Genomic DNA, 20,568 nt, shown 5'->3' on the forward strand with positions numbered 1-20,568 from the left:
TGCAGGCCTGCAAAGCTGGTGACGCTGAACTGGCGGCCCAGATTTGCCAGCAGCGGATCCAGGAGTCCTGGGATGCTACGCTCGCGGCTCTGCAAGCCGAGAAGCACTAGAGACCAGGCCGATCCGCAATGGGGCTGCCGCGCGATGTATCACGCGGCAAGCGGGCGTTTTCTATCGGGTGCTGCCTGTCTGACAATATCCTGTGCCAGTTGCGTATGAACCTGTCCTTGGCAAAAGTCCGGATATTCCAATGCGGCCAGTAGGAACGGTATATTGGTCTTGATGCCTTTGATAACGCTGTCTGATAATGCGCTTCTTAAGCGCTCAATGGCCTGGTGCCGGGTGACGCCATGCGCGATCACCTTGGCAATCATCGGATCATAAAACGGCGATACCCTGGTGCCTTCTGCGTAGCCTGTTTCAATGCGAATGCCTGCGCCCTGGCCCAATCGGAAAACGCTTAATAATCCGGGAGACGGGGTGAAACGCCATGGGTCTTCGGCATAAATGCGAACCTGGATCGCATGGCCGTCAGGGGCCTGCGGCCGATTGGGAATCACTTCGTGCAGATGTTTGCCGGCGGCCAGCGCAATCTGGCTTTGCACAATGTCAATGCCCGTGACTGCTTCGGTGACGCCATGCTCGACCTGTAGCCGGGTGTTCATTTCCAGAAAACTGAAACCAGTTTGCTGATCGTATAAGGTTTCCACCGTTCCAATATTGTTATATTTCACGTTTTCCATGATGCGAACAGCAGAGTCTGCCATCGATACGAGCGTGGCCCTGTCAATGGCCGGGGCGCCCGCTTCTTCGATTACTTTTTGATGGCGTCGCTGGATTGAACAGTCGCGCTCGAAAAGATGCATGGCGTTGCCAAAGTTGTCTGCCATGATCTGAAATTCAATATGCCGCGGCTGCGCAAAGAGGCGCTCGGCATACAACTGGCTGTTGCCGAAACTTCTTTGCGCCAGGCTCGTGGCCTGTTCGAGCGCAGCGGGCAATGCTGAAGCTTCATGCACCGCAATCATGCCAATGCCGCCACCGCCTGCCGCAGGCTTGATCAACAACGGAAAACCCGCGCTTGCGGCCTGGTGGCATTGCTGTTCTGCCGTGCCCTGGAGGATGCCGCTGCTGCGGCACATCGGCATGTCGTGCCGCGCCATCAGTTCCCGTGCCCGGGTTTTGTGCCCCATGGATTCGATCCAATGCGGCGATGGACCAATGAACACCAGTCCGGCGCGCTGCACGCGTGCGGCGAACTCGGCGTTTTCCGATAGAAACCCATACCCTGGATGGATCGCGTCGACGCCAGCCGATTGCGCGACGGCCAGTATTTTGTCCATATTCAGATAACTGTCGGCCGCAGCGGGGGCGCCAATACAGATTTTTTCCTCGGCCTGGCGCACGTAGGGCAGGTCGGCATCTGCCTCTGAATAGATCACCGTGCAATCTATACCCATTTGCGTTGCGGCGCGAATAACCCGTGCAGCGACAGCGCCCCGGTTTGCCACCAATATTTTCTTGAACACTGTCAGATCTCCTGTTGTACTCTTCAACGCCGGTTTGCCGGCCATCGAGCAATGATTGATTGTGTAATTTCAATTTGTATATTATATTATTGTTAACAATCCGTTTGTTAATTTATTTATAAGGCAAAAAATATGGACGTTCTGTCAGAAGTGACCGGCACGGTATGGAAAGTCGTCGTTAATGATGGCGATACGGTTCAAGAGGGCCAGACTTTGGTGATTGTGGAATCCATGAAAATGGAAATCCCGGTAGAGGCGCCTGCCGATGGCCAGGCCACGGTTCTGGTGCAGGAAGGCAGTGCCGTCGAAGAGGGCATGATCGTTGCGCGAATCGGCGCAGCCTGAGTCAGCAGCCAATCGGCCCCCTTATTTGCAACAGGAGAATACGGTGAATCCACCCTCGACCAATCAGCAACCCACAACCGCATCAGAGGCGCAGCCGCTGGCGGGCGTCAAGGTGATCGAGATCTGCAGCACCATTGCTGGACCCGCTTGCGGGCGCCTGCTGGCTGATTTTGGCGCCGATGTCATCAAAATAGAGCCTCCCCAGGGGGATCCGGTTCGCCAGATGGGCAGCCATGTGGGTGATATCTCCCTGTACGCCGCGTCCATCCTGCGTAACAAGCGCTCGGTCGTGATCGATCTGAAGTCCGAGCAAGGCTGCAGGCTGGCGCTGGCGCTGATCGCCGGGGCAGATATTGTGCTGGAAAACAACCGGCCCGGCGTTCTGGAAAGACTGGGGCTGGGCTATGAGCAGGTATCGGCGCAGCATCCCGGCATCATCTTTGTGCGCATCAGCGGATATGGCCAAGACGGGCCTTACGCCCAAAGGCCGGGTTATGGCGCAATCTGTGAGGCGGTGGGCGGCGTCAGGCATATGACCGGAGACCCGGATCGGCCGCCGGCACGCGTCGCATTGGCCACAACCGATTATCTGACGTCGGTGTATGCCGCCTTTGGCGCAATGGGTGCACTGCGCAGTCGCGACCGGACCGGGCTGGGCCAGGTCGTGGATGTCGCGCTGTACGAGACCGCCTTCACGCAGCTGGAGCCGCTGGTTCCTGCATACCAGAAGCTTAATAAAATTCCGATGCGGGTCGGCCCGAACCTGCCTTCCATGGCGCCCAACAGCCTTTATCCGACTCGCGATAATAATTACCTGCTGATCGCTGCCAACAGCAATGCCACGTTCGAACGTTTGCTCAAACTGATGGATCGTCTTGACTTGCTGCAGGATACGCGTTTTTGCTCGATTCGTGCGCGGGGCCAAAAACCCAATATGACGGACCTGGACGCCATTATCAGTGCGTGGACGCGCCAGTACGATGCCGTCGAACTGGAACAGATGATCATTGCCGTGCAAGTGCCTGTATCCAGGGTCTATACGATAGCGGACATCTTCGACGATCCGCATTATCAGGCGCGCGGCATGATCGCCAATGTGCCTCACCCGCAACTGGAGTCTGTGGCCCAGGTGGGAATCGTGCCGCGCCTGTCGGCCACGCCGGGCAGCATCCGCTTTACCGGCCCCGATCTGGGTGCTGATACGGTCAGTGTGTTGCGCGGCGAGCTTGGCATCGACGACAAGACCATAGAAGATCTGCTGCGCGAGGGGGTGATTTCGGCTGGCAATTGACTCACCTTTACAGACCCGGACAAAGCGTCTCGCGCCTTGCCGGCTGTCATTACAAACCTATATAGAAGAGATTATGCAAACATTCGAATATCACGGCCAGCAGTGGAAAGCGGAATACGAAGAGCTGTACAAGCGTCGAAAAATGGCGCAGGCCATGGGGGGCGAAGCTGCCCTGCAAAAGCATAAGGATCGTGGGCGGTTGAATGCGCGCGAACGGATTGACGCGCTGCTCGATAGCGGTAGCTTTCGTGAAATGGGCAGGCTGTCCGGCAAGGGGCGTTACGACGAAAAAGGTCAGTTTATTGACATGACGCCGGTCAATGCCATTATCGGTACCGGCAAAGTATCGAGCAAAACCGTGGTGGTCTCAGGTGATGACTATACCTTGCGCGCCGGGTCGTCTGAATCAACGATTTCCGATAAATGGATTTACGCAGAACGGTTGGCCATTACGATCGGCGCGCCGTTGATCAGAATGGTCGATAGCGCCGGAGGCAGTGTCAAGCTGCTTGCGCAGATGGGCGGAACGAAGATCCCTGGTTATCCGACCTGGCCAGCCATTAAACTGATGGATAAGGTACCTGTTGTCGGTATTGCGCTGGGCTCGTGTGCCGGGCTTGGTGCCATGAAAGTGGTGTTGTCGCATTTCTCTGTGATGGTACGCGATCAGGCTCAGGTGTTTGCTGCCGGGCCACCGGTGGTCAAACAGGCTTACGGCATTGATATCGACAAGAACGAATTGGGCGGCTATAAAGTGCATCGTCGCAGTGCGCTCGTGCATAACGAAGCCGTGGATGAGGCGGATGCTTTCGCCCAGGTTAAACGCTTCTTAAGCTACTTGCCACCAAACAGCGATCAGCTGGCCGAGCGTACGGTTCCGGACGACTCACCGGATCGGGTAGAGGAGTGGCTGGCCGATGCGATTCCAAAAGATCGGCGCAAAATTTTCGATCCTCGCAAAATCCTCGCTGCAATCTGCGATCGTGATTCAGTCTTTGAGATAGGTCGCTGGCAAGGTGGATCGGTCATAACCGCGTTCGCGCGGATCGATGGTTATCCGGTTGGTATTTTGTGCAACGATCCAAAAATTGCCGGCGGTGCCATGACGGTAGCGGCCGCGTATAAAACAGAGCGGCACGTCAAGCTGTGTGACACCTTCGGCTTGCCAATCATTAATCTGGTCGATCAGCCTGGTAATGCGACTGGCCCCGAGGCCGAGTTGCAAGGCACGCTGTTGTCTGCCGTGCGGGTGCTTACCGCTATTGAACATGCCGATGTGCCATGGTTCACCGTGATTATGCGACGCTGCTTCGGTATGGCCGGCGGCATGCATGCACCAAAGCATTTTCCGGCACTGAATCATCGGGTCGCATGGCCTTCCGCGCGGTGGGGCTCTATTCCTATTGAAGGTGGCGTTTACGCGGCACATCGTCGTGAGATTGATTCGGCAGAAGACCCCGTTGCGCTCAGAGAACAATTAGAGGCGCAATACCATCATCTGGGTTCACCGTTTCGTACCGCCGAGTCCTTCGGCATTCTGGACATTATTGATCCGCGCGAAACACGCTCGTTGCTGTGTGAATGGGTGGATCAGGCGTGGCATATGCTGGCAGCCAAACGAGGCACGAAAAAGTAAAAGGCCGTTTTTTTTGGGCAGCGTGTAATGGCGTTGCCCACCATTTTTATTACAGAAGCGAGCGTTGGATTCGCTCAATCTACCATCTGAGGAGATCAATATGAGTCTGAATAATCGGGCCAAACAGTTAGGCAGCGCGGCAATGGGTTTGTTTTTTATGGGAGCGATGATGACAGCGGGAACCGGTCACGCGCAACAGGCAGATGAAAAAAAAATGGCAGCCAAGTAAGGGTGAGTTCATTGTGCCAGCAGGTCCGGGTGGGGCGCTTGATACCGCCGCTCGCATGATCTCCCATATGCTGCAAAAGGAGAAGCTTTATCCTAATCTTGTCGTGGTCAATAATCCCGGCGGCAATATGGCGATTGCACTTAATGCGCTTGACAAGCACAAGGGAGATGGCAATTACGTGATGACGTCGATCAGCTCGCTTATGAACCAGGAAATTCTAGGAAAAATTCAACATAAGCTGAGCGATTACACAGAGATTGTTACCCTGTTTGACGAATATGTGGCCATTGCCGTTCGTGCCAATTCACCCTATAAAAATATTCACGATTTGATCGCCAAGTTCAAAGCGTCGCCTGGAGAACTGAATGTTGGCGTAGCGACATCCATCGGAAACCATATACATGTCGGTCTTGCAAGCCCGTTGAAAGTGGCCGGCGTCGATATCAGCAAGATGACCGTGGTACCTTATAAATCATCAACTGAATCCATAACTGCATTGCAGGGCGGACACCTAGACGTTGTTGCGGCGACCACCCCTAACCTGGTTGGTCTGACTAAAAGCGGCGCAATTCGGGTATTGGCGATTGGTGCGCCAGAACGGCTGAGCGAGCCGTTCGAAAATGTACCCACCTGGGTTGAAGAGGGCATTAACGTTGTACCCAGTTCAGCGCAGGGCGTATTAGGCCCCAAAGACATGCCTAAAGAGCAGCTTGATGTATGGGTGAATATGCTGACAACCATTGCTGCGACTGACGAGTGGAAAGCGTTTGTGGCCAAAAATCATTGGAGAGAACACTTTCTTGGTCCTGAAGCAACGCGGGAATATCGTGCTGGAGAATATAAGCAGATTCGTTCTGTATTGACCGATCTTGGGCTGGTAAAGAAATAAGAAATAACGAATCATACTTCTTCGAGATATCCGCGAGACCCGCTCGTTGCCGAGTGTGAGGGTGAGTCAGGCGTGGCAGTGGCTGGCTGCCAAACGAGACATAAAAATAAAAGGCTATGTTTACGGGAAGCTGCTAGTGGCGCTACCCGAGATTTTTATAAAAGGAGCGAGCGTTGGATTCGCTCGTTTCACCTACAGAGGAGAACAATATGGGTATGAGTATGTGGGCCGCAAGGTTCGGCAAGGTTAGTATCTGCACGAGCGTGGTCTGTGCATTCCTGACGGCTGGCGTTAGTCAGGCACAGCAGGCGGACGCTCATAAATGGCGACCAGGTAATGGCGAATTTATCGTACCAGCTGGGCCCGGTGGTGCAGTGGATACGGCAGCGCGCATGATCTCCCGTTTATTGCAGAAAGAAAAACTGTATCCGAATCTTGTTGTGGTCAATAATCCAGGGGGCAACACGGCGATCGCGTTGAACGCGCTAGACAAACACAAGGGCGACGGTAATTATGTGATGACGTCAGCCAGTTCGATCATGAATCACGAAATTTTGGGCAACATCCACCATCGCATGAGCGACTATACCGAAATTGCGATCTTGTTTGACGAATATGTCGGCGTTGCTGTCCGAGCAGACTCCCCTTACAAAACGATCCATGATCTGATCGCCAAATTTAAGGCGTCGCCTGATGCGCTGAATGTGGGTGTGGCAACGGCTATTGGTAATCACATTCATGTTGGTCTTGCTGGGCCATTAAAAGAAGCGGGTGTCGATATCAGCAAAATGACCATGGTGCCTTACAAATCGTCGTCGGAATCGATAACCGCATTGCAGGGTGGGCACTTGGATGTTGTTGCCGCTACAACGCCCAATCTGGTCGGACTGGTGAAAAGTGGTGCGATTCGGGTGTTGGCGATTGGTGCGCCTGAACGACTGAGTGAGCCTTTTGAAAATGTGCCAACCTGGATTGAAGAGGGGATTGACGCGGTGCTCAGTTCAGCTCAAGGTGTAATGGGTCCCAGAAATATGCCTAAAGAGCAATTGGACGTGTGGGCACAGATGCTGGCAACCATTGCTGCGACTGACGAGTGGAAAGCGTTTCTGGCTAAAAATCATTGGAAAGAGCACTATCTTGGTCCAGAGGCGACGCGGGAATATCGTGCTGGCGAATACAAGCAGATTCGTTCGGTATTGACTGAGCTTGGCCTGGTAAAGAAATAGCAAATCAAACTCCTTAGGGCCCCGGGCTATGTGCCAAAGGCGGTTGTGCGATTGGCCATGTCCCGGGGGGTGATTCGTGTCAGGTTCCCACGCTGAGTGGCGCACGCAGTTTACGCAGCAGGGCAACGACGCTTTGGGCGGTAATACGTCCGGTTTTGGGATTATCAGAAGGAATGTTCTGGATTTCCACCGATAGCAGCGCTGCATCGGAAACGACTTCGATGCGATGCGTATTGCGCTCCAGAAAAGGATCCGCCCACACTTCCAAAAAAGTACTGTCGGGACCGACGCCGGCCAGCGCAACGCTGGCTGCCACGTTCAGATTGGCCGGAAAGCCAGCCGCAGCCTCGCGGGCCGTGCCGGAAAAAAGCATAGTCGGCTCCTTGAACGTCATCACATCGATATTCTGCGCTTGCAGAAATGGTGCGCCGGCAAAACCCTTGAGCGGCTTGCGCGAGGTCATCCGGACCGATTCAATTGTGCCTTCGGCAGCGCCCAGAATGGCGTCCAGTCCGACAATGGCGCCCGAAGCAATGAGAATTTGCCCGTTATGGGCTTTGGCCAGCTCTACCAGCTCGGGATGAGCCAGCAATGCGCCGCTGCTTAAGCAGATGACCTTTTTCCCTTTTTTCAGAAAAGGGATGGCAATGCGTGGCAGCAGTTGTGCCGGTGCACATTCAATCACAATATCGCAGCAGGCCTCCATATCATCGATCAGGACAAATTGTGGCACAGGCATGTCGTTCCAGGCGAATGTCGGCGGCGCGCCCGGATCCCTGACGCCCACGGCGACAAGCTGCACGCCTTCAACGCCTTTGACCAAGTGAGTTGCGATAGAGCGGCCGATTGCACCAAAGCCGGCTATGCCAATACGTAAGTCTTGCATGTGTAGTATTCCTATTGAAAAAATTGATTTGGTCCCGGCGCCCGGTGGTATCTATTCTAGGAGAGAGCGGGCACCAGGACAAACAGTTTGTCGTGGTGCCAGTAATTGGCGCAACGGAGGCAACCAGGTCGGGTAAGGTGGCCTTATTGCCTGAATCCTTTGGTAGTCCACGAGTCTTGCTATTGATATGCAATCCGGTATTGACGGTCCAATGGACGCAGGGCGCAAACAAGATATCGCAAGGCCCTGCCGTTTGCGGCGCTGGCACCGTCATATGTTGCCGTACGCAGGCTCATGGCGGCACTGCATATGCCATCCGGCTGTTCTGTCCAGTCATTCCATCAATTGAACCAGGTTCCAGGTGTCCAGGAAGGCATTGACATGTGTGATTTTGCCATCGGCCATGGTCAGATGCCAGGCATAGCTGTTTTCATAGGGCTTACCATTCTTTGCCGTGGCCACACCATTCCACATGACGACAACCTGGTCTGCCTGGGCCACGATGTGTTTCACCTCAGCGGTAATGGGCGTGGCAAGCCTTGCGGTGATCGGACGGACTGTCTGTGCGATAAACGAATCGCGTGATCGATAGGTATTCGACATGGGACTGTATCCGGCCACCGTCCATTGCGCATCTTCTGTCAACAGGTCAAAAACACTGCCCTGGCCCAGTTTCCAGGCCCGGAATGCCTGCTGAACAATGGGAGTGTTTGCCGCTTCGGTGGTTTCAGCAGTCGTTGCCGCACTGGCGGTGTAGTAAGAAGAGACGGCCATCAGGGCAATGTATGCAATGGCTTTAGCCCCAGCTGCGCGCTTACTGCACACGCCAATAAATAACGGGGTGATGAGACAAAAGATTGAAAGTTGTCCGAAACCGAGAGAAAAAATGGGTAAAAGTTGGTTAATGCCGGTCCAAACACAATTGAAATTATGCTACAGATAGCATTAAGGCCACAATTGACTACCATTCTGGTGTGAGCCTTATTTCACTTATATGAGGTGATGCTATGACTACCGATGAAACCATTCAGGAAAAGGCCGCCGCCGCTGCAGACAAAGCGCAGGCCGCTACCGAGGAGTTTATTGATGATCCCAAAGAACAAATCAAGCGCCGGGCGGGTCAGGCAGCCGGCGATGCAACGTATGCGTTCAATTCGCTGATTGATTCGATCGAGGACTGCACACGGCGCAGTCCCGGATGCGCGTTGCTTATTGCCGGCCTGATCGGCGTGTGTGTCGGCCGTCATTTTTATAAAAAGTAGATACGACGCAACGGGCGGGGCGCGCCTGCGCGCGTGGTCAGCCGTCACTGTACGCGCCCAACCCAGATAATGCAATGACGATTGAAACCAACATCTGGGGATGCGCAGGTATTTCTCTGGATAAGCAGCGCTGTGGGTCGGGTTCAATTTACGCCAGACATTGATCGACAGAACCTGTTGGGGAAACTTGATTGGAGTTGCAGAGAAAGTAGAGGTGACCGTCCTGGCTGACCATTTTCGGCAAGCTGAGGGAACTGAAAAAAATTTGCAGATAAATGAGAAGTTGCTCAAGGCAATGACATGCTACTAGCCGAGACCGTGCCGGTCAATCGTTCATTGCAGGCCCATCGTGCCAGAAACGCAGAAGATGCAGGTCGCCCCTGATCATGGGAGCTGCGGATTTTCTGCGATTTTTTCTGGCGCGGATCCAGGCCTTGCCGGTCCAGTATGCTTCGCGTTCTGCGCCGGTAAACAGCTTGATCGGATAAGTGCCTGGTCTGGGCGGAACAGCGTCGTCGATGCAATGCCACATCTGGCGTCTCCTTGTTCGTAGGCATGGGCCGGTTTTATTGTGCAGCAGGAATAACAGGCTATATCAAAATGACAAAAACATGTTCTGCGATTCGTATCAAAATTTTTCTTGAATACGGCAATATGCAATCGGGAAAATAAATATTTGTTCTGAATGTTCCCGCAAACTGCAATAATATGACGCTTAAGCGCCGGTAAAGTTTGCCAATGGTTTTGCACGATGCAGCCAAAAAAAATTGCAATTGTGCAGTCGCGGCTTTGCGGTCTTGCATTTGAACGCTCGCCGCAGCACCCTGTCGAGCAACCTGCACGTCTGCAGCCATCATCATGACCGTTAACGTGGCTGTAACTGACGCTAGGACCGATCCCGTCTAGGAATCCTCCCGGGCATCGTCCCAGGACTCATGTATTTCAGATCCGGTATCCGATGAGTAATACCGGGTGTGCTTGGGCATGGGGTAGGACAGAATGAATTTGATCGAGCCGTCTTCATTGTGGATGGTCATTGACCCTTCCAGTGCAAGCATATAGCAATGTCCAAAATTGAGCACCAGGCGACGAGATATTGCATGAAAGTAATCGCCGCTTTCGCCTTCCTTAGTAAATTTCCAGAGCTCGTCTTCTTTTAAAAGGTGAAATTTATGCATTTTTTTCTCCTTATCAAAGCAATTGGGGAAATGTTTTTTACTGGAATATTTCAGGCTATCGGATCATGAGATCTGATAGGCAGTGTTGTGCATGCTCCTACCGATTGAAGTTGCCCAAAAGGATTATATGGAATACGAATCACAAAAAGCAAGCCCCCGCTTTTGCAACTTACCGGAACATCGGCTGCCAGCCGTCGCGATTGTGCCGATAGGGAAAAAGGCGGCCAACAAGCGAGCTGAAATTTTGTCCGATCTGCCGCTTTTGCTGATACGTCAACCTTCAGAAAAATGGCTCCCCAGCGTCGGTCCCGATCTGTCGGCAGGGTGTCGTTTTCCGGCACGCCGGTGCAGGTTGTCAGGAGCGTGCGGGCAGCATCAACAGTAACTTGCCACAGCTGAAGATGGCGTCGCCATATAAATAAACGATACGAAAGCATGGCGTTAAGCAATGATCGGGTCAAGGTGACGGCGATCAGCCGATGCTGATAGACTCGTTTGCGCTCTGCTGCGGATGCCATCAATAACAGTTGTTATTTTCGATACATGTGTTTTCAAAAAATTATCTGTGGCATCTGATTTCGTGAAATGATGATCACTACTCGCTGTTGCTTCATGCGTGATAAAGCGTCCTTGTAAATTTGACCTTCCCTACAGTTGCGACCGATAGCAACCGTGCGTAACCGACGCGAAGGCACAGGTATGGAGATGTCAAATAAATGAACCGCCCCTTAAAAATTATCTCGGGCACTCTGATGCTGCTGGTTCTGTTTTTCTTTGTGTTCGTAGACATAGATTTATCAAATAAGACCAGTCTGCTCATTGCTGCTGGCACCTTTACCGCTGCCATTGTGTCCCTGTATATTGCCAACAGCAACTGGAAGCGGGAAAACAACAAGGAAAAGCAGACCGAAGAGAAAAAAAGAATACTGTTTCTGAGCTTATGCGAAGTCACCATGGACCACTATACAGAGGCCGTCTGCAGCTTCAATAATGTAAAAAAATACAATGCGAAGCTTCAGGCTTCCTTTGACGATCAGGACAACGTCGACCCCGATGGCCAGGCACGATTGTGCAAGTCGATTTGTCGCGAAATTGAATTCAATAAAATCAAATTTGATTATGTCAACTTCGATCTGATCGTCAAGAATCTCGATTCCCTGCTTTATCTGCGCAAAGAAGCAACGCCCATCCTGGTCAATTTGATCACTTTTGTGGAGATAATCTATCAACAGATAGACCTGATCCTGAACTCGTCCAACAACAGCGAAACACAAGAGTTGTGCAAGCAGTGCGACTATCTTATGCAAGTACTGTCAGAAGTCGAACGTGAAATTAAAAAATTCCAGACCTTGAACAAATAACCTGGCATGTAACGTATAGAGACCGGCTTGCCCAGTCGTGTTGGCTTTTCCCAGAAGGCGTCAATGACGCAGAATACTATGGTGCTTCAGGAGATGATGGCCTGGGCTTGTGAGCTACAGATGCATGCTTCATGGTTGGCCACATTTTGTAGTGGGACACTGTTGAGCAGGCTCATAGAGGCTCAGCAACGTGGCGGGAACGACATTCCATTTCTGTCATAGCCGGGTCTTGCCCTCAAGGTTGTAGCCTGGCTTTGCTGACGGTCGGGTTCAGCGCCTTGGCCAACTTCAAATGGGCTTGCAGCGACGGTAATGTTTTTTCGGTAAACGCCTTGATGTCCTGGTCTTGAGTATTGACGGCGGTGTCCTGGAAAAGCGCAATGGTGTGCTCATGTGCGGCAACGCCGAGCCGGCCTACATAGCTTTCATCAAACTTGTCATCCAATAGACTGAGCGCCTTGAGTTCGCCTTTTTGCAGCAAAGACGGTTCATTGGGCAGCTTGACATCTTTGGTTGCTGCCAGCGCTTTCAGTTCGTCGTTGATCTTGGTATGTTCGGTGATCATCTGGGCGGCAAAGCGCTTGACTTCGCCGGTTGCTGCTTTCTGCTGGGCAAGCATGGCGCCTTCGATTTCTGCCATGCCGGCTTGTGCCGCATCGTTAAGAAATGACTGATCGCTTGCCACGAGTGGTTTTGTCGCGGGCGGATTGTTCGCCTCCGGGCTCGTATTGGCAGCTGGGTTAGCCGGTTGTGCTGAAGCAGAATTGGGAACGATTAATAACGCCGTTAACAATATGATCGCTTTGCAGGATAAATGAAACATAGAGCCTCCAACATCGGGTAGGTGCCCGGACTATTCCGAGCTCAACTATTGTTTGTCCATAAGCGTCGCATTTATGAGTTTCAACGCCTAGACCTTAAACCTGCGCTGCCCCGCCGCCTTCGAGTTTGACTGTAACACGCAGCGAGGCAGCGGGCGGATCATGCCGATGTCGCCGCATGGCCCAGGCGGACGAGCCCAATCACCGTGGTATGGCATCGGACTCGCAGGCGCTGCATCGCCAGCTTTGTTGGCGCGTTGGCTCAGAATGCCCAGGCAGCGTAGCAAGCAGGAACAGAATTCATACTAGCAACCAAATAAAGGGAAAAACATGGGATGTTACATATGCTTAACAAGACTATGCGCCTGAAATAAAAAAAGGCTTGTCACGTTAGGCTCGCAATTGGGGCGACTAAAGACCAATACCGTGCAATTAGAGGGACATTTGACGAGCTTGGTGAACGTGTTGTATTGCGGCTTTACGTGTATTTACAAACTAGGAGGCAGGATGTTTGCGTTAGGCCGATGGCTGGGCAGATAATGAAAATGTCTTTTGGCGTTAGGCAAAAAAGACCTGGCTCGTTTCAGCCCGCCTGATATGCAAGTGCACATACAAGAACAATGACTGATGCGGCGTGAATACGAAGCTTATCCATGCGCTTGCAGGCCCGATGCAGAGCCTGAATGTACCGTTATATAGGACTCTCAATCTTAAGGAAGAAATATGACACAGACAATGCCAGCCCAGGAACAGCAAGTGCAGCCTGGCCGCGAATCAAAAATGCATCCAGCCCCCGTTTATGACGATCCGCATTACAAGTCAGCAGGTAAATTGCAGGATAAGGTCGCGCTCATTACCGGCGGCGATAGCGGAATAGGGCGTGCGACGACCATTGCTTTTGCCAAGGAGGGTGCCCGGGTCGCCATCGTTTATCTGGAAGAAGATCATGACGCCAAGGAAACCCAACAATGCGCGCAAGCGTACGGCTCGGAAGTGCTGTTGATCAAGGGCGATATCGGCGATGTGGCATTCGCAAAAAAATGCGTCAATGACACATTTGAACATTTTGGAAAACTGGATATTCTGGTCAATAATGCGGGTGAGCAGCATACTGCCGCCGAACCGGAAGACATCAGTCATGAGCAACTGGTGCGCACTTTTCAGACCAATTTTTTCAGTATTGTCACCATCACGCTGGAAGCGCTCAAGGTCATGCGCGAAGGTGCATCCATTATCAACACGTCTTCCATTACCGCTTTCAAAGGCAATCCCGACCTGATTGACTATTCGGCGACCAAAGGTGCGATTACGTCTTTTACGCGCTCTCTTTCGACAAAAATAGTTGACCGGCAGATCCGTGTTAATTCGGTTGCACCAGGCCCCATCTGGACGCCCCTCATACCCGCTTCTTTTTCGGCTGACAAGGTGGCCAAGTTCGGCAAGGACACGCCCATGGGCCGCCCGGGGCAGCCGTTTGAGCTGGCGCCGGCATACGTTTATCTTGCCAGCGCGGACTCCAGTTATGTGACAGGCCAGACGATACATGTCAACGGTGGTACGGTACTGAACGGATAACTGGGATCGCAGATTGCATCAGCGGTGCTCATCGGCTGACGTGGATAGCGTTATTACATCTGTAATGAAGGTGCTGATTGTCCCAGGTGCGGCATTCAAGCGCCATAGTAAAACAGCACAGTAAAACGCGCGCTGCCAAGGCGCCCGGAACCCGCAGGCGTTAAGACAGTCCGCGCACAAAGGCGACAATGGCATCGGTGGTTTCTTGCGGCTTGTCGCGATGCGGGGAATGGCGGCAATCGTCGATCACATACAGCCTGACGTCGGCGGCAAGCTGGGCGATATGCTCGATCTGGGCCAGCGACCCATATTCATCTTCTCGCCCCTGCATAGCCAGGATCGGGCACCGGATGAGCGCGACGTCGTCTTCAATGCTCCATTGCCGGAATGCGGACGAGAGCCAGACGTTGTTCCACCCCCAGAAGGCTGAATCGGCATCGTCATGATAGCGTTGCAGTTTCTCGGGCAGATCGCTTTTCAGATAGGCGGTGCGGGCCAGTTCGATATTTCTCACGGTAGCCTCTTCGACAAACAAGTGCGGGGCCAGCACCGCCGCGGCACGGATGCAGTCAGGAAAAGCTGCGGCGTAAAGCAATGCGATCGAGGCGCCGTCGCTATGCCCGATCAGAATCGGTTGGTCCGCGCGCGTGTCTATTCCAAGCGCAGTGAAAAATGCAGGTAGAAACTGCTGTGCCTGGATGTGCATGAAATCTGGCAACCACTGTTCCTGAGGTGGACGGGGCGTGGATTTGCCGTAGCCATGGCGCGAAAAAACCAGACCGCGGCAATCGAGCAGCCGGCACAGGTTTGTGGGCCAGTCTTTCCACATTGCGACCGAACCCAGGCCCTCATGCAGGAAGACCAGAAGCGGCCGGTCAAGCCTGTCGGGCTGAATCAACTGATATTCGATAGCCGCTGTTTTTTCGTTATATGAAACGTTAGTCAGTTGTGTGTCAGCCATTTTCAGAATAAGTGTGGGTTTGCGGTTGTAGGTACGAAGTTTAAGTAAAATAACCGGTTGCGGGCAGCTGTCTGGTCGTGCACCAGTTATTCGCACCAACGTCAGTTTATCAAGTCAGACGCTGCATTTATAGAGGGGCATACAGCTTTTGCTGCATTTGTGCCGTTCACAATAAGGTTAGTTAAATGAAATTCGCGGAATTCCAGCCGGGTATGGTCTTTGAACAGGGGCCCCGGCATTTGACCGAAGAAGAAATCATTCGCTTCGCCGAAGCCTATGACCCACAGTGGTTTCACGTTAATCCTGAACGGGCCAAGGCCGGCCCCTGGAAAGGCCTGATTGCCAGCGGTTGGCACACCTGTGGGATCGCCATGAAAATGGCCGTGGAGGCGGCACTGGAAGGCTCCGAATCGTTTGCCTCGCCTGGCCTGGACGGCGTCAAATGGCTCAAGCCGGTACGGCCCGGCGATGACCTGTTTTGGAAAGGCGTGGTCAAGGCCAAGCGGATATCCAACACCAGGGAGGGTCTCGGCATTCTGCTCTGGAGCTGGGAAGTGACCAACCAGAAAAACGAAACCGTGCTGGAACTAGATGCCACTAGTCTTTTTGATATTTTCGAGAGTATGGAAAAAGAAGAGGAGTAATCCATCGAAAATCCAATGGCTGGCGATCATGTAAGCTGCCATTGCACATTGAGTCTTACAGTACGAAATTGAAAAGCCAGCATGCGGTACCCGATGCTGGCTTTTGTCTGGCCGGATGTTTTTGCGGATGCTGGTGAACCACAGCATCCTTTTTGATGATTAGTAGAACGCCTGCAGGCCGGTTTGTGCACGACCCAGAATCAGGGCATGTACATCATGCGTACCTTCGTAGGTATTGACCACTTCCAGATTCACCAGATGACGGGCTACGCCAAATTCATCTGAAATGCCATTGCCGCCCAGCATATCCCGCGCCATACGGGCAATATCCAGCGATTTGCCGCAGGAATTGCGTTTCATGATGGATGTGATTTCTACGGCAGCCGTGCCTTCGTCTTTCATGCGACCCAGGCGCAGGCAGCCCTGCAGGCCAAGTGTAATTTCTGTCTGCATGTCGGCCAGTTTCTTCTGGATCAGTTGGTTCTGCGCCAGCGGGCGACCAAATTGCTTGCGGTCCATCGTGTATTGACGGGCCATGTGCCAGCAGGCTTCGGCTGCGCCCAATGCGCCCCAGGCGATGCCGAAACGGGCAGAGTTCAGGCAGGTGAAGGGACCGCGCAGGCCGCTGACGCCTGGCAACATCTGCTCGTCAGATACTTGCACGTCGTCCATCACGATTTCACCTGTGATAGAGGCACGCAGACCGACCTTGCCATGGATGGCTGGTGCGGACAGGCCTTTCATGCCTTTTTCCAGAATGAAGCCGCGGATTTTTCCGTCAAAATCGCCGCCGACACAACGCGCCCATACGACAAATACGTCAGCGATCGGGGAGTTGGTGATCCACATCTTGTTGCCGCTCAGGCTGTAGCCGCTTTCGATTTTTTTTGCGCGGGTTTCCATGCCATCCGGGTCAGAGCCGTGATTGGGTTCGGTCAGGCCGAAGCACCCGATCCACTGACCAGAGGCCAGTTTGGGCAGATATTTGGATTTTTGTTCTTCGCTGCCGAATTCATTGATTGGCACCATTACCAGTGAAGACTGGACGCTCATCATGGAACGGTAGCCCGAATCAATGCGCTCCACTTCGCGTGCGATGAGCCCATAGGCGACATAGTTCAGGCCACCGCCGCCATATTGTTCAGGAATGGTGGGGCCCAGCAGGCCCAGCTCGCCCATTTCGCTGAAAATGGCCGGATCGGTTTTCTCGTGGCGAAAGGCTTCCAGTACACGGGGCGCCAATTTGTCCTGGCAGTATGCCGCAGCGGCATCGCGAATCATGCGTTCTTCGTCGGTCAACTGTGCATTGAGCAGCAGGGGATCGTCCCAATGGAATGAGGGGTTAGAGGACATATATGGCTCCTGTCTGTAATTATGAATGACGGCTTTCGGTTTTAACGGGCTGATTGATCAGCACAGTCTGGATGAATGCATTGTATGTGTTAAATTATCAACGATCAATTGATAAAAATGCACAATGTCGTGCGCTGTATTCAGATTGTCTCATGCGGGAGAGGGTTATGCGTAAAGGGATTCCCAGCCTGGGCGCGTTGCAGGCGTTTGAGGCCTGCGCCCGTCTGGGTTCGTTTTCAAGGGCCGCCGAAGAATTATCGCTGACCCATAGTGCGGTATTTCGGCAGGTCGAAGGGCTGGAGGCTCGATTGGGCGTGACGCTGTTCAACCGCGTACGCCGGCGCATATCACTGACGACACAGGGCGCGGAATATGCTGCGCGCATTCGCCACCATCTGGAACAACTGCAGAAGGATACCTTTGGGCTGATGAGCCGCTCGGGGCTGGGACGCAGCCTGCATATTGCGACGCTGCCCACCTTGGCCACCACCTGGCTGATTCCCCGGCTGGCCGATTTTCAGCGCCACTGGCCCGACATCCAGATCAGCCTGTCGGTACGTACCCATCCGTTTCAGTTTACCGACGTGCCAGTGGATGGCGCCATTTATCACGCCGCGCAGCCCTGGCCAAATACCCAAGGCGTCATGCTGTTTCGTGAACAGGAGTTGGTGCCGGTGTGTTCCTCGCAATTGCTGGCCCGCGCAAAAGTAAAAGGGGCAGGGGCGTTGGCGCAACTGACGCATCTGCACATGATGACGCGTCCCGATGCGTGGCCCAGTTGGTATGAACACAACGCCGTGCCCTTTACGCCACTGGTGCTGGGTGGGCCCCGCTATGAGCTGTTTACCATGCTGCTGGCTGCCGTAGATGCAGGGCTGGGTGTGGCGCTGGTGCCGGCTTTTGTTGCCCGCGAACATATTAAAAGCGGTCGCTACGTCATGCCGGTAACGGCGACCCTGCCGGTGGACACCGCCTATTATTTCGGCTACCCAAAAGCACAAGCCTACCCCGAGGCGTTGACCCTGTTCGAATCCTGGCTGAAGGCGCAGACGATACGTTAGCGGCGTCTGCCTCCCATCTACGGCTGCGGAGATTGCGCAACGACAAAATGGCTCAAACCTCTGCCGCGGCGATTGAAAAAAAAAGCAGAATAATGCTGCTGTGCTGAAGGGCAGCGCAGACGGTAAAAGGGCCCGACCGAAGCCGGGCCCTGCCTGATAAGGAGGATACGATGAATAGAATCGTATTACAACTTATCCTGATCAGTATATTGCTGATGCTGCTGGTGTACAGCACGCCAGCTTACTGATCAGGGACCGGCGAGCCCTAACTCGCCGGTTTCAGGTTTTAATTTACTTAACTGTATTTCTTTTGTCAATGTCGTAGTTTCCGAAGTTAACGCGGACATCAACTCGCTTTTCGACAAAGCCTGGCTTCCATCTCGGACCGGGTAGCTGCGAACAGATGGTGACCTGTGCGGTTGGTCTCACCCACGAAGTCTTGTAGCGCCTTGCTGCTGGCACTGTAGGCGCAAATGTCACCGATGATTACCAAGCGCGCTTGATAGTTCTGCATCTTCTGAAAGAAATGGCCCGCCTGTTTGCTGCTGAGCTGGAAGAACTGAGGTGTAAACCGGCCAACCGGCACAACAATGACGTCGATCTCCTGGCCGTAGGTTTCTCCTATGAGGTCCAGCGCATCCTGCTCGCTCGCTAATGCAGGTCCCCCAGCGGCGGCAAAGTACACATTAAGATTACCTAAACGTTCTATCCCCATGGCGATCTTCCATCCGTAATTATTGGTCAGTTAAGTTATCGGCTGGGCTTCCAGCCCTTGTTGAGCGATTCACCGGTCAAATGATCGCTTCAAGGCTATAGCAGTTTGGCAAGGCAGTCAAACCGGTCGATATGATGGTTCTCGGACAACGATTCTTGTCACACTGCGGCTCATACCGGCGGCGTACGAGCGTCCAATCGGTACATCACGCGGTTGTCGATGGGTTTACGAATGTGGAAATGGCGCAATGACTTTTTCGGTCAAGGCCATGCGGCAGCGATCGAATAAAAAAGCAGAATAATGCTGCTGTGCTGAAGGGCAGCGCAGACGGTAAAAGGGCCCGACCGAAGCCGGGCCCTGCCTGATAAGGAGGATACGATGAACAGAATCGTATTACAACTTATCCTGATCAGTATATTGCTGATGTTGCTGGTATACAGCACGCCAGCTTATTGATCAGGGACCGGCGAGTATACGGCTCGCCGGTTTCAGGTTTTAATTTACTCAACTGCTATTTTTTTGTCAATATCGTATTTTCCGATGTGCATACTTGCAAGCATCGGGGTATCGACGTACCCGGCTGGTCCGATCCTAGCGGAAAATCACCGTGCGGTGGTTATTGAGCAGAATGCGATGCTCAACGTGATATTTGACGGCACGCGACAAGACCAGCGATTCAATGTCGCTGCCAACTCGAGTGAGCTCATTGGCTGACATGGTGTGGTCTACCTGCTCGATATCCTGGGCAATAATAGGGCCTTCGTCCAGATCGGCGGTTACATAGTGTGCAGTGGCGCCGATGATTTTTACGCCGCGCGTATGGGCCTGGTGGTACGGGCGGGCGCCTTTGAAGCTGGGCAGAAAACTGTGGTGGATATTGATTGCCCGGCCTTCCAGCGCGCGACAGAAATGATCCGACAGGATCTGCATATAACGGGCCAGTACGACAAGATCGGCCTTGTGGTTTTCTACCAGCGCCAGTACCTGTTTTTCCTGTTCGGCTTTGGTGTCCGGCGTCACGGGCAGGTAATGGAAGGGAATGCCGTAGCCGGTAGCCAGTCGTTCATAGTCGCGATGATTCGAGACGACGGCAACAATTTCAATCGGCAAAGAGCCGCTATTGGCGCGAAACAGCAGGTCATTCAAGCAATGTCCCTGCTTGCTGACCATGATCAGCACGCGTGCTTTTCTTCTGGCGTCGTGCAACTTCCAGGTCATATTGAATTTTTCGCCCAAGGGAATAAATCTGAGGCGGATGTCGTCATGGTTGATCGCGCTGTCCACGCTGAAGTGTACGCGCAGGAAAAAACGCTGGGTTTCTTCGTCCCCATACTGTTGTGAATCAATAATGTTGCCTTCCATTTCAAGCAGCAGGCCGGAAATGGCATGCACAATGCCGGTGCGGTCTGGGCAGGAAACAGTCAGGATGTAATCGTTTTGCATATTCTTTCGCGCGTCGGTAGCGGGTTAGGGGTCAGCGGGAGGACAGGGCCTGGGCCGTCGTTGTGGCAACGGCCAGGGCCGCTGTCAGGCCGGGAGATTCAATGCCGAACAGATTGACCAGGCCGGGTACGCCATGATCACCAGGGCCGGAAATAACAAAGTC

21 protein-coding genes and 1 pseudogene are annotated in these 20,568 nt (G+C 53.3%); 11 read left to right on the forward strand and 11 right to left on the reverse strand.

From position 1 onward, the window contains the following. Positions 1-149: 149 nt before the first annotated feature. Positions 150-1,574 (reverse strand): acetyl-CoA carboxylase biotin carboxylase subunit, encoded by a 1,425-nt coding sequence (locus tag ACTIKR_RS12195; RefSeq protein WP_442327960.1) that lies wholly within the window; start codon positions 1,572-1,574, stop codon positions 150-152. Positions 1,575-1,661: 87 nt separating this feature from the next. Here ACTIKR_RS12195 and ACTIKR_RS12200 point away from each other — a divergent pair, with 87 nt between their 5' ends. The 6 genes from ACTIKR_RS12200 to ACTIKR_RS12225 all read left to right on the forward strand — a co-directional run bounded on the left by ACTIKR_RS12200 (position 1,662) and on the right by ACTIKR_RS12225 (position 7,145). Further along, positions 1,662-1,874, forward strand: a complete 213-nt coding sequence (locus ACTIKR_RS12200; protein ID WP_193087775.1) for an acetyl-CoA carboxylase biotin carboxyl carrier protein subunit — start codon at positions 1,662-1,664, stop codon at positions 1,872-1,874. A gap of 43 nt (positions 1,875-1,917) precedes the next feature. Next, positions 1,918-3,165 (forward strand): CaiB/BaiF CoA transferase family protein, encoded by a 1,248-nt coding sequence (locus tag ACTIKR_RS12205; RefSeq protein ID WP_442327961.1) that lies wholly within the window; start codon positions 1,918-1,920, stop codon positions 3,163-3,165. A 73-nt stretch (positions 3,166-3,238) separates the two neighbouring features. Next, a complete protein-coding gene (locus tag ACTIKR_RS12210; RefSeq protein ID WP_442327962.1) occupies positions 3,239-4,801 on the forward strand; it encodes an acyl-CoA carboxylase subunit beta in 1,563 nt (520 codons plus the stop codon). A gap of 100 nt (positions 4,802-4,901) precedes the next feature. Continuing rightward, complete coding sequence (locus ACTIKR_RS12215) at positions 4,902-5,030, forward strand: hypothetical protein (protein WP_442327963.1); 129 nt, start codon at positions 4,902-4,904, stop codon at positions 5,028-5,030. Continuing rightward, the gene (locus ACTIKR_RS12220; protein WP_442327964.1) at positions 5,005-5,919 is read left to right on the forward strand and encodes a tripartite tricarboxylate transporter substrate binding protein; all 915 of its coding nucleotides are present in this window, start codon (positions 5,005-5,007) and stop codon (positions 5,917-5,919) included. Before ACTIKR_RS12215 ends, ACTIKR_RS12220 begins: the two co-directional genes overlap by 26 nt. Positions 5,920-6,092: 173 nt before the next feature. Then, positions 6,093-7,145, forward strand: coding sequence for a tripartite tricarboxylate transporter substrate binding protein (locus ACTIKR_RS12225; RefSeq protein WP_442327965.1), 1,053 nt, complete (start codon positions 6,093-6,095; stop codon positions 7,143-7,145). 79 nt (positions 7,146-7,224) lie between these two features. Here the strand turns inward: ACTIKR_RS12225 and ACTIKR_RS12230 are convergent, their stop codons facing one another. Together ACTIKR_RS12230 and ACTIKR_RS12235 are read right to left on the reverse strand one after the other, a co-directional pair. After that, positions 7,225-8,031: an aspartate dehydrogenase gene (locus ACTIKR_RS12230; protein ID WP_442327966.1), complete on the reverse strand. Its 807-nt coding sequence runs from the start codon at positions 8,029-8,031 to the stop codon at positions 7,225-7,227. A 333-nt stretch (positions 8,032-8,364) separates the two neighbouring features. Continuing rightward, entirely contained in the window at positions 8,365-8,805 is a 441-nt protein-coding gene (locus ACTIKR_RS12235) for a nuclear transport factor 2 family protein (RefSeq protein ID WP_442327967.1), read from the reverse strand. Between the two features lie 233 nt (positions 8,806-9,038). On the opposite strand from ACTIKR_RS12235, the gene ACTIKR_RS12240 reads away from it, so the two are divergent. Next, positions 9,039-9,293, forward strand: a complete 255-nt coding sequence (locus ACTIKR_RS12240; protein ID WP_193087781.1) for a hypothetical protein — start codon at positions 9,039-9,041, stop codon at positions 9,291-9,293. Positions 9,294-9,618: 325 nt separating this feature from the next. On the opposite strand, the gene ACTIKR_RS12245 is transcribed toward ACTIKR_RS12240, so the two are convergent. Together ACTIKR_RS12245 and ACTIKR_RS12250 are read right to left on the reverse strand one after the other, a co-directional pair. Further along, the gene (locus ACTIKR_RS12245) at positions 9,619-9,825 is read right to left on the reverse strand and encodes a hypothetical protein (RefSeq protein ID WP_442327968.1); all 207 of its coding nucleotides are present in this window, start codon (positions 9,823-9,825) and stop codon (positions 9,619-9,621) included. 370 nt (positions 9,826-10,195) lie between these two features. After that, positions 10,196-10,471: a hypothetical protein gene (locus tag ACTIKR_RS12250; RefSeq protein ID WP_442327969.1), complete on the reverse strand. Its 276-nt coding sequence runs from the start codon at positions 10,469-10,471 to the stop codon at positions 10,196-10,198. A 716-nt stretch (positions 10,472-11,187) separates the two neighbouring features. Between ACTIKR_RS12250 and ACTIKR_RS12255 the strand changes: the two genes are divergently transcribed. Further along, the gene (locus ACTIKR_RS12255) at positions 11,188-11,832 is read left to right on the forward strand and encodes a hypothetical protein (RefSeq protein ID WP_442327970.1); all 645 of its coding nucleotides are present in this window, start codon (positions 11,188-11,190) and stop codon (positions 11,830-11,832) included. Between the two features lie 235 nt (positions 11,833-12,067). Here ACTIKR_RS12255 and ACTIKR_RS12260 read toward each other — a convergent pair whose 3' ends face one another. Beyond that, complete coding sequence (locus ACTIKR_RS12260; protein ID WP_370540179.1) at positions 12,068-12,517, reverse strand: DUF4142 domain-containing protein; 450 nt, start codon at positions 12,515-12,517, stop codon at positions 12,068-12,070. Between the two features lie 859 nt (positions 12,518-13,376). Here ACTIKR_RS12260 and ACTIKR_RS12265 point away from each other — a divergent pair. Continuing rightward, the gene (locus tag ACTIKR_RS12265; protein ID WP_193087786.1) at positions 13,377-14,228 is read left to right on the forward strand and encodes an SDR family oxidoreductase; all 852 of its coding nucleotides are present in this window, start codon (positions 13,377-13,379) and stop codon (positions 14,226-14,228) included. Between the two features lie 160 nt (positions 14,229-14,388). Here ACTIKR_RS12265 and ACTIKR_RS12270 read toward each other — a convergent pair whose 3' ends face one another. Beyond that, positions 14,389-15,189, reverse strand: coding sequence for an alpha/beta fold hydrolase (locus ACTIKR_RS12270; protein WP_193087787.1), 801 nt, complete (start codon positions 15,187-15,189; stop codon positions 14,389-14,391). A gap of 185 nt (positions 15,190-15,374) precedes the next feature. Between ACTIKR_RS12270 and ACTIKR_RS12275 the strand changes: the two genes are divergently transcribed. Continuing rightward, positions 15,375-15,833: a MaoC family dehydratase gene (locus tag ACTIKR_RS12275; protein ID WP_442327971.1), complete on the forward strand. Its 459-nt coding sequence runs from the start codon at positions 15,375-15,377 to the stop codon at positions 15,831-15,833. 159 nt (positions 15,834-15,992) lie between these two features. Here ACTIKR_RS12275 and ACTIKR_RS12280 read toward each other — a convergent pair whose 3' ends face one another. Then, positions 15,993-17,186 carry an acyl-CoA dehydrogenase gene (locus ACTIKR_RS12280; protein ID WP_442327972.1) on the reverse strand — a complete coding sequence of 398 codons (1,194 nt, stop codon included), beginning with the start codon at positions 17,184-17,186 and terminating at the stop codon, positions 15,993-15,995. Positions 17,187-17,353: 167 nt separating this feature from the next. Here ACTIKR_RS12280 and ACTIKR_RS12285 point away from each other — a divergent pair, with 167 nt between their 5' ends. Then, positions 17,354-18,247, forward strand: a complete 894-nt coding sequence (locus tag ACTIKR_RS12285) for a LysR substrate-binding domain-containing protein (RefSeq protein ID WP_193087790.1) — start codon at positions 17,354-17,356, stop codon at positions 18,245-18,247. Between the two features lie 346 nt (positions 18,248-18,593). Here the strand turns inward: ACTIKR_RS12285 and ACTIKR_RS12290 are convergent, their stop codons facing one another. The 3 genes and pseudogenes from ACTIKR_RS12290 to ACTIKR_RS12300 form a co-directional block, all read right to left on the reverse strand. Further along, entirely contained in the window at positions 18,594-18,962 is a 369-nt protein-coding gene (locus ACTIKR_RS12290) for a DUF4180 domain-containing protein (protein ID WP_193087791.1), read from the reverse strand. 591 nt (positions 18,963-19,553) lie between these two features. Beyond that, a complete protein-coding gene (gene purU / locus ACTIKR_RS12295) occupies positions 19,554-20,405 on the reverse strand; it encodes a formyltetrahydrofolate deformylase (RefSeq protein WP_193087792.1) in 852 nt (283 codons plus the stop codon). Positions 20,406-20,436: 31 nt separating this feature from the next. Beyond that, positions 20,437-20,568 (reverse strand): annotated as a pseudogene (locus tag ACTIKR_RS12300) (FAD-dependent oxidoreductase); the annotation flags it as partial.

This window comes from Advenella sp., from assembly GCF_052108595.1.
GTDB lineage: Bacteria > Pseudomonadota > Gammaproteobacteria > Burkholderiales > Burkholderiaceae_B > Advenella.